This is a genomic window from Niallia sp. FSL R7-0648 (assembly GCF_038007005.1).
Classification (GTDB): domain Bacteria; phylum Bacillota; class Bacilli; order Bacillales; family Cytobacillaceae; genus Niallia; species Niallia circulans.
In genome coordinates this window covers 1,300,740-1,316,058 of the sequence record NZ_JBBOWE010000001.1, presented here as the reverse complement: position 1 = coordinate 1,316,058, position 15,319 = coordinate 1,300,740, and the positions used below count along the sequence as shown (strand labels likewise).

The following is a 15,319-nucleotide window of genomic DNA, read 5'->3' as shown; positions in this document are numbered from 1 at the left end:
TGGCAGATGGCGTAACAATGTTTTACTGTAAATTATAATAAATCTGCGGCAAGCTGCGCTAAAGAAGATCTTTCCCCTTTAACTAGTTTTACATGACCTGCTAGCGGCTGGTCTTTAAAACGTTCTACTACATAGCTTAATCCATTATTAAAAGCATCTAAATAGGGATGATCAATTTGTTCAGGATCTCCCATCAAAACAATCTTACTACCTTCTCCAACCCTTGTTAAAATTGTTTTCACTTCATGCTTCGTTAGGTTTTGGGCCTCATCAATAATAATAAACTGGTCTGGAATACTTCTTCCTCTAATGTACGTTAATGCCTCCACTTCAATAGATCCCATTCCAGCCAGAATTGCTTCTAACTCTCCTGGTTTCTTTGTATTAAACAAATACTCAAGATTATCAAAAATAGGCTGCATCCACGGACGTAATTTTTCTTCCTTTTCTCCAGGTAGAAAACCTAAATCCTTCCCCATCGGTACAATCGGTCTTGCCACTAATAGTTTTTTGTAGTCTCCAAAATCTTCTGTCTGCATTAATCCAGATGCTAATGCCAATAGTGTTTTCCCTGTACCTGCTTTTCCTATTAATGTCACTAATGGCATATCTTTTTTTAATAGCATTTCAATTGCCATCGTTTGCTGCACATTTCTTGGACGGATTCCCCAAATATGCTCATGATCGAACACTAGCTTTTTAACAAACTTCCGCGATGAATCCACAATTGCTAATGCAGAAGAGGAAGATCCCAATACATCCTTTAAAATAAGAAACTGATTTGGATAGTAATTGCCATTCCCAATTTCCGTAATCGGGAGTTGACCATTTTCATAAAAGTTATTCAACACATCTATGGTTACTTGTACATCCATAAAACCAGTATATAAATGTTCATTTTCTACTACTCGATCACTTAAAAAATCCTCACTCTTCAAACCAATTGCATCTGCTTTTACACGGACAAGTGTATCTTTACTAACAAGAATAACGGTTCGTCCATTTTCTTTTTTACTTTCTTCTATTGATAAATTTTTTGCGACTGCTAATATGCGATTATCATTTGTTTTTTCTACAAATATTTCTTGGAGTTCGTGAAAAGAACGGTGATTTAATTCTATCCGTAAAGTTCCACCATTCTCCAATGGAATTTTATCGTGCAACTTTCCTGACTCTCTTAAGTTATCGATCAATCTAGATATTTGCCTTGCGTTCCTTCCGATTTCATCCATGTACCGTTTTTTGCTGTCTACCTCTTCTAAAGCTACTGCTGGAATTACTACATCATTGTCACTAAAAGAAAAAATAGAATAAGGATCTTGTAACAAGACATTTGTATCCAATACGTAAATTTTACTCAAACCGATGCCCCCTGCTCTAAAACGTCATATATTGCTGCACTTATCCGTGTAACGGAAAGAACCTTGGTAAAATATATGTTTTACCGCATAAAGATAGAAGATATTTTGCACAATAAAGAAAGAGGAAGTGTAAAAAATCGTAAAAATGCTCATTTCCATCTACAAATCAGGGAAATGTACACTTTTAAATGTAGTTCTTCAATATTAAAGGAGGGAATTTTATGAAAAAATGGTTTTTCTTCATCGCAGTCCTTTTTCTTCTTGCAGGATGTACAAATAATAACGCAGAAAATAACCAGCAATCTGAGAATAGAGAAAACAGCCCTCAAGTTACAAATGTTAAAAATTCTACCAACCAAAGGGTTGACCGGAAGACTGGACAGGATATCGCCAAAAGGCTCGTAGCTCTTGCAACAAGCATTGATAATGTTAATGATGCAACAGCGGTAGTAATCGGTAAATATGCGCTCGTAGGAATTGATATCAACGCAGACTTAGATCGTTCTGAGGTTGGTTCAATAAAATATGCGGTAGCCGAGAGTTTAAAAAACGATCCTGATGGCGCTAATGCTGTTGTCATTGCCGACCCTGACATTAATGCAAGACTGAAAGAAATTGGGGAAGATATTCAAAACGGAAAGCCTATTCAAGGCATATTCAATGAATTAGCTGATATTAGCGGCAGACTTATCCCAGAGGTACCAGCGGATATGATTCGAAATGAGCCAGATAGAGATCTCAAAAAACCAGATGAACAATTGAATGATAAAGAAGAAAAAGAGTTGAAAAATGACCAAGATGAACAATCAAATAATCATATAAGAGATTAAAATTCGATTTTCTATATGATTATATATTATAATGTGCCTATAATCTATTTTATGATTAGAGGTGCAAGTATTGAAAGTTAAATGTGTGATATGTGATAAAATTGAAGATATAGACGAAAACTCCTTTCAGGCAAAACGACTACGAAATCGCCCAATTCATACGTATATGTGTAATGAGTGTGACGATAGAATCGCCAAAAACACAAAAAAAAGAATCGATTCGGGTAACTTTGTTCTTTATCAAAACAAAACTCAAGAAGATGATTGGTAAGTAGACAAGCATTTTAAATAAAAAGAAGATCTTTTACCTAAGGTCTTCTTTTTTATATGTTCTTCTCTTTTAAACGCATCATTAATGCTGGCATTATCTCTTCACTTTCAATAACGATGGCTGTTAACCCTAGATCTGTTTTCGTTTCATGCCATTCCTTTTTATCCCAGTATACCGCATCTCCACTTCTAACTTGAAACCATTCATTCTTTTCTCCTCGAACATAGCCTACGCGGCTAACGATTAACAGAAGTTGTGGTATTACAGCTTGATGTAAACCAATAATCCCATTTTCTTCAAGATACATACATCCAATATGAGCTTCTTTCTTAGTTTCCACTATACGACTCATAATAAAATAGGAATTATATTGAGTGATTTGCTTACCATACTCTTTATTAAATTGAAATATTTTCATTCTATTCCTCCCTTTCCTTTATTTACTAATTATAAATTAGAGATGGGTTGAAGAAAACACCTAATTTATTTTTGAAATATGTGCTTCTATTATGATTGGAGATTGGGTTTAACTTATGAGAGCTACGAGAGATGGTCTCCATGACCTTTTACTCTGATTTCTTTGTCCTCCATTTCCTTGATGAACGCCATTTTCTGCTCTCCCCATACTGAATGTGGCTTTCATTCCCTCGATGAACACCATTTTCTACACTCTCCATGCTGAATGTAGCTTTCATTTCCTCGATGAACACCATTCTTCTGCTCTCCCCATACTGAATGTGGCTTTCATTCCCTCGATGAACACCATTTTCTACACTCCCAATGCTGAATGTGGCTTTCATTTCCTCGATGAACACCATTCTTCTTCTCTCCCAATGCAAAAACGGAGTTCATTTCCTCCATGAACTCCGTTTCCCTCTCTCACAATTCAAAATAATGAACCCTATTCTTCCAACTTGCTTACAGTCACTGAGGACTCTTCTTTGTTCACACTCACTTTAGTTTTCCTTGCTTGCATTCTCAGTCATATTCCACACCTCCACTCTACTGAATACAAAAAAAGAAGCCATCAATAGATGACTTCCTTATCTTTTATTATTCAGCAGATTTTTTCTTCTTGCCAGCTCTTTCACGTTCTGCTTTATTTAAGATTTTTTTGCGTAAGCGAATAGATTCAGGAGTTACTTCACAATACTCATCTTCGTTCAAGTATTCTAAAGATTCCTCTAAAGTCATAATTCTTGGTTTTTTCATTGTTGCCGTTTGGTCTTTGTTTGCTGAACGGATGTTTGTTGCTTGTTTTACTTTTGTGATATTAACAGTAATGTCATTTTCACGAGTATGCTCCCCAACAATCATTCCTTCGTAAATTTCTGTTCCAGCTTCTACAAAGATAATTCCACGATCTTCTACTTGCATAATTCCATAAGTAGATGATTTTCCAGACTCCATGCTTACTAATACACCTTGACGACGTCCACCAACTTGACCTGATGCCATTGGTTGATAGCTATCAAATGTATGGTTGATGATACCATAACCGCGTGTTAATGTTAAGAATTCAGTGGTATAACCAATTAGTCCACGAGCAGGTACGTTAAAGATTAAACGAACTTGTCCATTACCATTGTTAATCATATCTAACATTTCACCTTTACGAGCACCAATAGATTCCATAACTGCACCTGTATGCTCTTCAGGTACATCAATTTGTACACGTTCAATTGGCTCACAACGAACACCATCAATTGTTTTAACGATAACTTCAGGTTTTGACACTTGAAGCTCGTAACCTTCACGACGCATATTTTCTATCAAGATAGATAAATGAAGCTCCCCACGTCCTGATACTGTCCATGCATCTGGTGAATCTGTATTTTCAACACGTAAACTTACATCTGTTTCTAATTGTGCACGCAATCTTTCTTCAATTTTTCTTGAAGTTAAATATTTACCTTCTTTACCTGCGAAAGGAGAGTTGTTAACTAAGAATGTCATTTGCAGAGTTGGTTCATCAATACGTAAAACTGGAAGTGCCTCTTGGTGTTCAAACGGACATACTGTCTCACCAACGTTAATATCTTCCATTCCTGATACTGCGATTAAATCTCCAGCATATGCTTCTTCGATTTCTTGACGCTTCAATCCGAAGAAACCAAAGATTTTGGTTACACGGAACTGCTTAACTGTTCCATCTAATTTCATTAACGCTACTTGCTGTCCAACCTTCATCGTACCGCGGAATACACGGCCGATACCGATTCTTCCAACATAATCGTTGTAGTCTAAAAGAGCTACTTGGAATTGTAAAGGCTCTTCACGATTATCAACTGGTGCAGGAATATGATCAACAATCGCATCATATAATGATTGCATGTTTTCATCTTGTTTTTCAGGATTTGTGCTAGCAGTACCATTAATAGCCGATGCGTAGATAACAGGGAATTCTAATTGTTCTTCTGTTGCATCTAACTCAATAAATAAATCTAATACTTCATCAATAACCTCAGCAGGACGAGCAAAGTCACGGTCAATTTTGTTAACAACAACAATTGGAGTTAAGTTTTGCTCTAAAGCTTTTTTTAAAACGAAACGTGTTTGAGGCATACAACCTTCATATGCATCAACAACTAGTAGAACACCATCAACCATTTTCATAATACGCTCTACTTCTCCACCAAAATCAGCATGTCCTGGTGTGTCTAGGATATTAATACGTTTATCTTTATATTGAATAGCAGTATTTTTCGCTAATATTGTTATTCCACGTTCTCTTTCTAAATCGTTGGAATCCATTGCACGTTCTTCCACATGTTCATTTGTACGGAATGTGCCGGATTGTTTTAACAGCTGGTCAACCAATGTAGTTTTACCATGGTCAACGTGAGCAATAATAGCAATATTACGAATATCTTCTCTAATTTTCAAAAATTTCACTCCTACCTAAATATGTCTATCTGGATTAATTTATTTTTTTAATAATATTATAACTGAGTCATTATATCACATAATTTCACAGAAACCTAAAACCTTTTATAAAAATAACAAATGTAAACGTTATTATTACAAAATAATTTATTTTAGCATCAATTTACGCTTAAATATAACAATTTATTTACATTATCGCTGTTCTTTCCATTCCATACCATAGTATGATAGAGGAGACACAGTTAAAAAATACCCACAACATTCGCTGTGGGATTTCTTTACTATCATATGCTATTATTTATGATAAATATAGACCATAATAAAGGAAGATAAACATGAATTTTGATAATTATCCATATTTTTACTATAATGTTTACGGTACATCTAGTTTTATCAGCATTGGAATATGTATTTTAGAAAAAACGTTAGCTGGCAGTATAATTTGTTTTTGCCTCTTTTGTGGAATTTGGTTCTTAAAATCCCAAAAGAAAAAGAAAATGCTACATGTAACCGAAAAATAACTTTAACAACTATTACCAATTTCCTTCTTTTAAATATTTTTGTAGTATTTCATCATGCAATCCAGGTTTGGATGCAAAGAAAGATTGCTGCGTTAATAAATCAAGTGGTTCGTTTCTTAAAGTTGTTACCTTGCCGCCTAGTTCTTCTACCATTATCTTACCTGCTGCATAATCCCAGGGCGATAATCTTAAAGTTAAATAAGCATCCATTCTTCCGGCTGCTATGTACGCTAATTCTAAACAGGCAGATCCAAATGACCTCGTTCCCCTTGACTCTTTCACAAGTGGTTCTAGGATAGTCGGATCAATCCGCTTATTTTTCGTTACCCACGTAGCATTTAATCCGATAATAGCCTCATCCACAGCCGTATCTTTTAAAGGTAATAGCCTTATGTCATTCATAAAAACACCATTGCCCTTTCGAACATGATATAGCTCGTCTGCTACTACATCATATATTAATCCAATCTTTCCTACTCCATCTTCATAAATGCCGATAGAGATGGCAAAATCCCGCTGCATATGGACAAAATTCATCGTTCCATCAATAGGATCAATAATCCAGACTATCCCTTTCAAATCTTCTAATTCTTCACTTAATCCTTCTTCGCCTAAAATACGATGGGAAGGAAAAACATTATTGATCTTATTAATCAAAAATTCTTCTGTCCCCTTATCTATTTGGGTAACCAAGTCATTTTTATTTGATTTCGTTTGGATAATGAGCTCAGACGAAAATGACTTGATAATTCTTGCCCCTGCCTCTTTTATCCATTCTTTCGCATATTGATCGATTTCCAGCCAATTTGTCATCTTCTCAACCCTTCTTTACTTTCTTTTTTCATCGTTTCCTATATTTTAGCTTAGATTATCCCTAAACATACTTCTAAAAAAATCTATCCTTCTTCTATATAGTATCATAAAACAAGAAAATTCTATGAATACAGTTTTTTTGGATAATTTATGAATTTTGTTTCTTAAAGTCTATTACTAGGAGCCCAAGCATAAACACATTTTCCTTTCCAATCCTTTTCTTCACTGCAGTTACAATCCACATTCAAACTGCGCAGTATTTCTAAAGCTCATTTGCCTATTGAAAACAGCTTGATATATTAGCTATTGTGAAATCATATGGTATGCAAAATCATGCAGCTGACTTTATAGGAATGAAAGGTTGCTTCCTATAGAGTCAGCTGCATGATTACCTATCAGCTTATTCATTAGTTATAATGCTTTAAGTCTTAGAAGTTCCTGTCTAATTCTTTCTAATTTTTGTTTACTTAATTTTTTTTGTTTTTCATCCTTTTCATTCATTGCATCGAATAAGGTAGCCAATTCATAATCCATTTCTAGACGAAGAACAGCCTTTTTTTCCTTTTCCACTTCCATTTTCTTCGCTAAATTCATCAATTGTTTCACTGACAGAACACCCCTTTCATCGACTTGCATTTCTGTTGATTTCATATATATTATGTGGAAACTAATTAGCTTGCTCCTTTTTTGTGCTATAACCCAGCGCAATCCAAATTCCTTCATAATATTATTTATGTATGCTACAATATTTGCGAAAAGGCTAGCTAAGATGAAGCTACATTTAAGTGACTAAATAGCTTACTTGATTTTATATACAGTATTTACCCGTAAACAGTAGAGATAAACTAAAAAGGAGATAAGAAATAATGTCATTCACTGGTTTTACACAAAAAGATTTTGATACCTTTACAATTGATGGACTAGATGCTCGAATGGAAGCGATCCAGGAAAGAATTCAGCCAAAGTTTCGTGAAATTGGCACACAGCTTACTGAACAGCTTTCTGGAAAGCTTGGCATGGAAATGTTCCTACATATCGCAAAGCATGCAAGACGAACAGTTAACCCGCCAAAGGATACTTGGCTTGCCATCGCAAATAATAAACGAGGCTACAAACAGCATCCACATTTCCAAGTCGGCTTATTTGATGACCATCTTTTTATATGGTTAGCATATATATATGAACTTCCAAAAAAGAAAGAAATCGCTGAAGGTTTTTTGGCAAATTATAAGCTTTTGCAGTCCACTTTACCACAAGATTATGTTCTTTCCATGGACCATATGCAAAAGGATGCAGTTAAAATTGGAGAAACAAATTTAGAGGCAGCTTTAACAAGATTCCGTGATGTGAAAAAAGCCGAATTTTTAGTTGGTCAGAGAATTGCTGCTGGAGATTCTATTCTATCAAATGGAGAGGAGCTGCTTGCATTAATCGAAAAAACTTATGATACATTGCTTCCCCTTTATAAATTATCATTGGAGTATTAGATTGGGACTAGCTAAAAAAAGAGGCCGATATCTACAGCCTCTTAGACTGTAAGCAAACTAAAATCTGTGGTTTGTTTACAGTTTTTTTATTATTATCTTATGGCAGAAAGTTATAAGCAATAAAATTCACTATTCCTTGCCTATGCCATCTTTATTCGAATATCATCTGCAGATTCTTTCGCCTTTTTGATTGTTCGATAAGTTGAATAGCCACTTACTTCTTCAAATTCATCACAAACTTTCTTTTCTTGCGCTTTTCCCGGGACAATTTTTTTAAAGGCGCGGTATTGCTCCATTAATTCTGCCTTCTCTACCCCTTTTTCATATGCTTTCTCAATGCATTCAAAAAATTTAATGACTGTAATAATTTCATCCGTTGACCAATCAATATCGATTGGGTATTGATAATCCATATTTCCACATCCTATTATATTGAAGTTTTTCAGATAAAAACTATTGTAATTTAAGTAGCTAAGAAAGTAAAATATGGATCCTTATTCCTGTGCTTTTCCTTTGTTAGATAAACTGTAAAAAGAAAAAATAGGAATAAAAAATAATTCTTTTTCCTATAGTGAAAACTAATTGTATGCAAAGAAAATAAAAAATGCTATAATTCTTTTGTTTTCTGATTTTTATATTTAGAGATTAGGGTAAAACTTGTTAAGAGTAATGAAATTAAAGACAAAACAGCGGCAGCGATGTACAATAAAATTTTTAAATGTACATAAGAAATTTAAATAAAGTTCGCTTAAAATTGCATAAAAATACTAAATAAAGAGGTGTGGTAATAAATTGTCACAACACGAAACACCGTTATACCACGGATTATTGGAACATGCTAAAAAGGATCCTATTCAATTTCATATACCCGGCCATAAAAAAGGGAATGGAATGGATCCAGAATTTAGAAACTTTATCGGAGAAAACGCTCTTTCGATAGACCTTATTAATATTGGTCCTCTTGATGATCTTCATTATCCAAAAGGGATGATTAAACATGCACAGCAGCTTGCTGCTGAAGCATTTGGAGCAGATCATACTTTCTTTTCCGTTCAAGGCACAAGTGGTGCTATCATGACGATGATCATGAGTGTTTGTGGCCCAGGAGATAAAATTATTGTTCCTAGAAATGTCCATAAATCTGTTATGTCTGCCATTATATTTGCAGGTGCAATCCCAATTTTTATCCACCCTGAAGTAGATAAAAATCTAGGTATTTCTCATGGAATCACCATCGAGTCTGTTCAACATGCTTTAGATCTTCATCCAGATGCTAAAGGGCTTTTAGTGATTAATCCTACTTATTTTGGCATCTCTGCTGATTTAAAAACGATTGTAGATTTGGCGCATTCCTATGATATCCCTGTTCTTGTAGATGAAGCACATGGAGTTCACATTCATTTCCACGAGGATTTGCCAATGTCGGCTATGCAAGCCGGAGCAGATATCGCCGCAACAAGTGTACACAAACTCGGTGGGTCGATGACACAAAGCTCCATTTTAAATATGAGAGGCGACCTGATTAGCTATAAACGTGTACAATCTATTTTAAGTATGCTGACAACGACTAGTACTTCCTATTTGCTTCTAGCATCTTTAGACGTTGCCAGAAAGCGTCTTGCAACAGAAGGAAAAGAACTGATTGATAAAACGATTAATCTTGCACAATACATTCGAAGACAGATTAATGACATAGAACATCTATATTGTGTGGGTGAAGAAATTCTGGAATCTGATTCTGCTTTTGATTATGACCCAACAAAACTGATTATATCTGTTAAAGACCTTGGTTTAACTGGCCATGATGCGGAAGAATGGCTTCGGAAAAATTATCGCATTGAAGTAGAAATGTCCGATTTGTATAATATTTTGTGCATTATTACACCAGGAGATTCTGAAAAAGAGGCCAACATTTTAATTGATGCCTTAAAAGCTCTTGCAGTAGAACGAAAAGATAAGGCTTCAAAAGTAGAAGCACGAGTGATGCTGCCAAACATCCCTTTACTCGCACTAACGCCGAGAGATGCTTTCTATTCAGAGACAGAATTAATCGATTTTGATGATTCAGTTGGAAGAGTAATTGCAGAATTTATTATGGTATACCCTCCAGGTATCCCAATTTTCATTCCTGGCGAAATTATTACAGAAGATAACCTTGCCTATATAAAAAGAAATATGGAAGCAGGATTGCCTGTTCAGGGGCCTGAGGATTACGATTTCAAAAAGCTTCGTGTTATTAAAGAGCATCGTGCAATAAGATAAATAAATTTTGGAGAGCAGGGATGCCATATTTAGGGTATTCCTGTCTTTAATTTTGGAGATAAATGAAAAGACAGCATTTGTTTCTTGTATATAAAAAGATTGGAGTTTTCCTTTTTGAAAAAATATATTGTTATAATGATTATCAGTTTACTAATTAGCCTAGTTTCTCCATTTATTTTTAAAAATTATGTGGCACAAAAACCTGAACAATTAGAACAGTCATTCCGTTTCGGTGGTCCTATTCCATTTGCTGAACAAAAAAGGCTGCTGCCAACTTCCGTTGAGGCATACCCTTTAGAAATTACATTCGAATCACCTGTGCAATCGAAAACTATTTTCCATCCAATTCCATTTATTTTTAGTTTTCTTGTATTTTTCTTATTAATTCTATCGATTTTCACCGCTTTTAGTAGCTTTTTTGGAAAAAAATCAACAAAACAGCGGAGATTATAGCTACATAAGAATTTATTGTATTAAAAAATGCCTATATTTTTAGATTAAGGCATTTTTGGTGCTGAATTTATATATGTATAGGAGGATTTTTCATAATAAATAGAAAGTCTTTCCTTTTCGTAAGAGCAGGAAAGAAAGAGCTGTTTTTCTTCTTCTCTTCTCAAGAAAGAATATATTTAAAATAAATCATCATGTTATGTTTATATGATTTAGACAACGGAGATAATGGTCATAATTAAATGAAAAGAACCGTAAATGGATAAACTAATCATCGTGGCCAGCATTGTTTTTCTTGTTGATTTTATGATTGTATTTCCTATGATAATCGCTAAATAAAAGAACACTCCAAACATAAACACCTTATATAAAATTAAATCATATCTTGATAACCATTCAATAATGGAAAATCCACTCCAAATCATTAGCTGAAATAAAATTGCTGTATAAATCTTCAAGAAAAACACCACCCTTCCTCCATTAACAATTAATACTAGTATATGTACCAATCTTTTGTTTTATTTTATATTTATTTCATTTCAAAAAACAGTAATAGGACTAAATTCTACTAGCTAATTTTCTCTACTAAAACTAGATTAGACATAGGGAAAAATCTTCCCGAATCGCTTTTAAAACAAAAAAAAGAAGCCCTCAATCGAGGACTTCCTTTTATAATTAGCGTAAGATATGAATTGGGCTGCCAATTGCAACTTCCGCTGCTTCCATTGTTACCTCACCTAAAGTTGGATGAGCATGGATAGTCATAGCTAAATCTTCAGCTGTCATACCAGCTTCGATTGCTAAGCCTAATTCAGCGATCATATCAGATGCACTTGGACCAGCGATTTGCGCACCGATTACAAGACCATCTTCTTTACGTGTAACAAGCTTCAAGAAACCTTCAGCATCGTTAAGTGCTAATGCACGACCGTTTGCTGCAAATGGGAATTTAGCAGCTTTCACTTCGATACCAGCTTCTTTAGCTGAAGCTTCTGTGTGACCAACTGTTGCTAATTCTGGCTCAGAGAATACAACTGCAGGAATTCCTAAATAGTCGATTTCTGAGTTATGTCCAGCAATAACCTCAGCAGCAATTTTACCTTCATAAGAAGCTTTATGCGCTAATGGAGGACCAGAAATAACATCACCGATAGCAAAGATATTGCTTACAGTTGTACGGCATTGCTTATCTGTTTTAATGATTCCGCGTTCGCCTAATTCAATACCAACTTGTTCTAAACCAAGTTCGTCTGTATTAGGTTTTCTACCAACCATTACGAATACATAATCAGCTTCCACTGATTTTTCTTCGCCTTTAACTTCATATTTAACAACAACTCCAGTGTCTGTTTCTTCCACACCTTTAGCCATTGCTTTTGTAATGATTTCAGCACCTTTTTTCTTAAGGTTGCGAGTAACTAATGAAGACATTTGTTTTTCGAAACCACCAAGAATTTCATCTGCACCTTCAAGGATTGTTACTTGTGTACCAAAGTTAGCATAAGCTCCACCTAACTCAGTACCAACGTATCCTCCACCGATTACTACAATTTTCTCTGGAACTTCTTGAAGTGCAAGTGCACCAGTTGAGTCAAGAACACGTTTAGAGAATTTGAAAGTAGGAATTTCGATTGGACGAGATCCAGTTGCGATAATTGCATTTTTAAAAGTATAAGTTTGAGATGATTTTTCATCCATTACTTTTAAAGTGTTAGCATCTACGAAATATGCTTCACCGTATACAATATCAACTTTGTTCCCTTTTAATAGACCTTCAACTCCACCAGTAAGCTTTTTAACAACACTGTCTTTCCAAGCTTGAACTTTAGAGAAGTCAACTGTTACGTTTTCAGTTGTAATACCCATGTCTGCAGAATGTGCAGCATGCTCGTAACGGTGTCCAGCAGAGATTAAAGCTTTTGAAGGAATACATCCAACGTTTAAGCAAACTCCACCTAATACGTTTTTCTCAACAATTGTAACTTTTTGTCCTAATTGTGCTGCACGAATTGCTGCAACATATCCACCAGGACCCGCACCAATGACTATAGTATCTGTTTCAATAGGAAAATCTCCAACTACCATGTTTTTACGCCTCCATTAACAATAGTTCTGGATCGTTCAATAAACGTTTAATATGATTCATTGCATTTTGAGCAGTAGCTCCGTCAATCATTCTGTGGTCAAAGCTTAAAGAAAGTGCTAATACAGGAGCAGCAACAATTTCTCCATCTTTAACGATAGCTTTCTCAGCAATACGACCAATACCTAAAATAGCAACTTCAGGATGGTTGATTACTGGAGTAAACCATTGTCCACCAGCAGATCCAATGTTAGAAATTGTGCAAGAAGCACCTTTCATTTCAGCTGGAGCTAATTTACCATCTCTTGCTTTAACAGCAAGTTCATTAATTTCGTTAGAGATGTTAAAGATACCTTTACGATCAGCATTTTTAACAACAGGAACTAATAAACCTTTTTCTGTATCAGCAGCAATACCGATATTGTAGTAATGCTTATGAACGATTTCGCTTGTAGCATCATCTAATGATGTGTTTAAAGCTGGGAATTCTTTTAATGCACTTGTTAAAGCTTTTACTACATAAGGTAAGAAAGTTAATTTGATACCTTTTGCAGCAGCAACTTCTTTATATTTCTTACGGTGTGCAACTAATTTAGACACTTCTACTTCATCCATTAATGTTACGTGAGGAGCAGTGTGCTTAGAATTTACCATTGCTTTAGCAATAGCTTTTCTGATTCCGCTCATTTTCTCACGAGTTTCTGGGAAGTCACCTTCTGGAATAGCAAGCGGCTTAGGAGCTTCCGCTGCTGTTTCTGCTGGAGCAGCTTCTGCAGCTGGTTGGCTAGCAGGTGTTGCACCACCATTTAAGTAAGCATCAATATCTTCTTTAGAAATACGTCCGTTTTTACCAGTACCAGAAACAAGTTGAATTTCTACGCCTTTGTCACGAGCATATTTACGTACAGAAGGCATTGCGATAATACGTCTGCTTGGATCAACTTCTGTCTCTTGTCCTTTGCTTTCTTCAACAGCTTCAGGTTTTGCTTCTTCAGCAGCAGCTGGAGCTTCATCACCATGATCACCTTTGAACTGAAGGTTTTCATATCCAGGAGCATCAAATGTAATTAAGATATCTCCTACAACTGCAACTGTTCCTTCTTCAACTTTCACTTCTTCGACAGTACCTTCAACTGGGGAAGGAATTTCTACTACTGCTTTATCATTTTGAACTTCACATAATACATCATCTTCTTGAACTTTATCGCCTGGTTTAACAAACCATTTTACGATTTCGCCCTCGTGAATACCTTCACCGATGTCAGGTAATCTAAATTGAAAAGCCAATGTGACAACCTCCTAATATCTTATGAAAAAATTTTCTTCTTTTAACTAACTTATCTTCTAATTCTTGTGCGAATATTATTCGGTTTTAATTAGAAAGTTAGAACTTTTTTAGCTGTTTCAATAATATCTTTAAAGTTTGGAAGCCATACAGTTTCAGCTTGTGTGAATGCAAAAACAGTATCTGGTGCAGTTACACGTAGAACTGGAGCTTCTAAGCTTAGAATTGCACGATCATTGATTTCAGCAACAACATTAGCTGCAATACCAGCTTGTTTTTGTGCTTCTTGAACTACCACAGCTCTACCTGTTTTTTCAACAGATCCAATGATTGTTTCGATATCAAGTGGGCTAACAGTACGTAAGTCAACTACTTCCACTGAGTATCCTTCTTTTTCTAATTCTTCTGCTGCTTTAATAGACTCTTGAACCATTGCTCCATAAGTAATGATAGAAAGGTCTTTACCTTCACGTTTTACATCCGCTTTTCCAAGAGGAATAGTATACTCTTCTTCTGGAACTTCTTGACGGAATGAACGGTATAATTTCATATGCTCTAAGAAAATAACAGGATCGTTATCACGAATAGCAGAAATTAATAAACCTTTAGCATCATAAGGAGTTGATGGGATAACAACTTTAAGACCAGGTTGTTGTGCCATTAATCCTTCTAAGCTGTCGGCATGAAGTTCAGGAGTATGAACTCCACCACCAAATGGGGAACGAATAGTTACCGGTGCATTGTAGCGACCACCTGAACGATAACGCATACGAGCCATTTGTCCAGAAATACTATCCATTACTTCATAAACGAAACCAAAGAATTGAATTTCCGGTACTGGACGGTAACCTTGAAGTCCTAAACCGATTGCTAATCCGCCAATTCCAGATTCAGCTAATGGAGTATCAAATACACGATCTTCACCGAATTCTTTTTGAAGACCTTCTGTCGCACGGAATACACCGCCGTTTACACCTACGTCTTCTCCAAATACTAATACATTTGGATCATTACGTAATTCTGTGCGTAACGCATCAGTGATTGCTTGAATCATAGTCATTTGCGCCATG

General features: G+C 35.4%; 17 protein-coding genes. 6 read left to right on the top strand and 11 right to left on the bottom strand.

Annotated elements, in window-relative coordinates; all coding sequences use genetic code 11:
- Positions 1-32: 32 nt before the first annotated feature.
- Positions 33-1,361 (bottom strand): PhoH family protein, encoded by a 1,329-nt coding sequence (locus NSQ89_RS06155; protein WP_047939880.1) that lies wholly within the window; start codon positions 1,359-1,361, stop codon positions 33-35.
- Between the two features lie 221 nt (positions 1,362-1,582).
- On the opposite strand from NSQ89_RS06155, the gene NSQ89_RS06150 reads away from it, so the two are divergent.
- Positions 1,583-2,191, top strand: a complete 609-nt coding sequence (locus tag NSQ89_RS06150) for a YhcN/YlaJ family sporulation lipoprotein (protein ID WP_144579823.1) — start codon at positions 1,583-1,585, stop codon at positions 2,189-2,191.
- Between the two features lie 70 nt (positions 2,192-2,261).
- Positions 2,262-2,462: a YlaI family protein gene (locus tag NSQ89_RS06145; protein WP_047939878.1), complete on the top strand. Its 201-nt coding sequence runs from the start codon at positions 2,262-2,264 to the stop codon at positions 2,460-2,462.
- A gap of 52 nt (positions 2,463-2,514) precedes the next feature.
- On the opposite strand, the gene NSQ89_RS06140 is transcribed toward NSQ89_RS06145, so the two are convergent.
- The 3 genes from NSQ89_RS06140 to typA form a co-directional block, all read right to left on the bottom strand.
- Positions 2,515-2,880, bottom strand: coding sequence for a cupin (locus NSQ89_RS06140; RefSeq protein ID WP_341132376.1), 366 nt, complete (start codon positions 2,878-2,880; stop codon positions 2,515-2,517).
- A gap of 148 nt (positions 2,881-3,028) precedes the next feature.
- On the bottom strand, positions 3,029-3,280 hold the full coding sequence (locus NSQ89_RS06135; RefSeq protein ID WP_095319915.1) for a hypothetical protein: 252 nt from the start codon (positions 3,278-3,280) through the stop codon (positions 3,029-3,031).
- A 235-nt stretch (positions 3,281-3,515) separates the two neighbouring features.
- Positions 3,516-5,348 (bottom strand): translational GTPase TypA, encoded by a 1,833-nt coding sequence (typA, locus tag NSQ89_RS06130; protein WP_047943005.1) that lies wholly within the window; start codon positions 5,346-5,348, stop codon positions 3,516-3,518.
- Positions 5,349-5,683: 335 nt separating this feature from the next.
- On the opposite strand from typA, the gene NSQ89_RS25320 reads away from it, so the two are divergent.
- A complete protein-coding gene (locus tag NSQ89_RS25320; protein ID WP_222426202.1) occupies positions 5,684-5,869 on the top strand; it encodes a DUF5325 family protein in 186 nt (61 codons plus the stop codon).
- Between the two features lie 12 nt (positions 5,870-5,881).
- On the opposite strand, the gene NSQ89_RS06125 is transcribed toward NSQ89_RS25320, so the two are convergent.
- Positions 5,882-6,682, bottom strand: a complete 801-nt coding sequence (locus NSQ89_RS06125; protein ID WP_144579825.1) for an inositol monophosphatase family protein — start codon at positions 6,680-6,682, stop codon at positions 5,882-5,884.
- Between the two features lie 411 nt (positions 6,683-7,093).
- Positions 7,094-7,288, bottom strand: coding sequence for a hypothetical protein (locus NSQ89_RS06120; protein ID WP_047943020.1), 195 nt, complete (start codon positions 7,286-7,288; stop codon positions 7,094-7,096).
- A 260-nt stretch (positions 7,289-7,548) separates the two neighbouring features.
- Between NSQ89_RS06120 and NSQ89_RS06115 the strand changes: the two genes are divergently transcribed.
- Positions 7,549-8,169, top strand: a complete 621-nt coding sequence (locus tag NSQ89_RS06115) for a YktB family protein (RefSeq protein ID WP_047943002.1) — start codon at positions 7,549-7,551, stop codon at positions 8,167-8,169.
- A 140-nt stretch (positions 8,170-8,309) separates the two neighbouring features.
- On the opposite strand, the gene NSQ89_RS06110 is transcribed toward NSQ89_RS06115, so the two are convergent.
- Entirely contained in the window at positions 8,310-8,582 is a 273-nt protein-coding gene (locus tag NSQ89_RS06110) for a UPF0223 family protein (protein WP_047943001.1), read from the bottom strand.
- A 379-nt stretch (positions 8,583-8,961) separates the two neighbouring features.
- On the opposite strand from NSQ89_RS06110, the gene NSQ89_RS06105 reads away from it, so the two are divergent.
- Positions 8,962-10,431, top strand: a complete 1,470-nt coding sequence (locus NSQ89_RS06105) for an aminotransferase class I/II-fold pyridoxal phosphate-dependent enzyme (RefSeq protein WP_047943000.1) — start codon at positions 8,962-8,964, stop codon at positions 10,429-10,431.
- Positions 10,432-10,545: 114 nt separating this feature from the next.
- The gene (locus NSQ89_RS06100; RefSeq protein ID WP_047942999.1) at positions 10,546-10,884 is read left to right on the top strand and encodes a hypothetical protein; all 339 of its coding nucleotides are present in this window, start codon (positions 10,546-10,548) and stop codon (positions 10,882-10,884) included.
- A gap of 209 nt (positions 10,885-11,093) precedes the next feature.
- Here NSQ89_RS06100 and NSQ89_RS06095 read toward each other — a convergent pair whose 3' ends face one another.
- From NSQ89_RS06095 to NSQ89_RS06080, 4 genes are all read right to left on the bottom strand, one after another.
- On the bottom strand, positions 11,094-11,348 hold the full coding sequence (locus tag NSQ89_RS06095; protein WP_369988435.1) for a hypothetical protein: 255 nt from the start codon (positions 11,346-11,348) through the stop codon (positions 11,094-11,096).
- 208 nt (positions 11,349-11,556) lie between these two features.
- Complete coding sequence (gene lpdA, locus NSQ89_RS06090) at positions 11,557-12,966, bottom strand: dihydrolipoyl dehydrogenase (protein WP_047942998.1); 1,410 nt, start codon at positions 12,964-12,966, stop codon at positions 11,557-11,559.
- 4 nt (positions 12,967-12,970) lie between these two features.
- A complete protein-coding gene (locus tag NSQ89_RS06085) occupies positions 12,971-14,251 on the bottom strand; it encodes a dihydrolipoamide acetyltransferase family protein (RefSeq protein ID WP_047942996.1) in 1,281 nt (426 codons plus the stop codon).
- A gap of 89 nt (positions 14,252-14,340) precedes the next feature.
- Positions 14,341-15,318, bottom strand: coding sequence for an alpha-ketoacid dehydrogenase subunit beta (locus NSQ89_RS06080; protein WP_047942995.1), 978 nt, complete (start codon positions 15,316-15,318; stop codon positions 14,341-14,343).
- Between the last annotated feature and the right edge of the window lies 1 nt (position 15,319).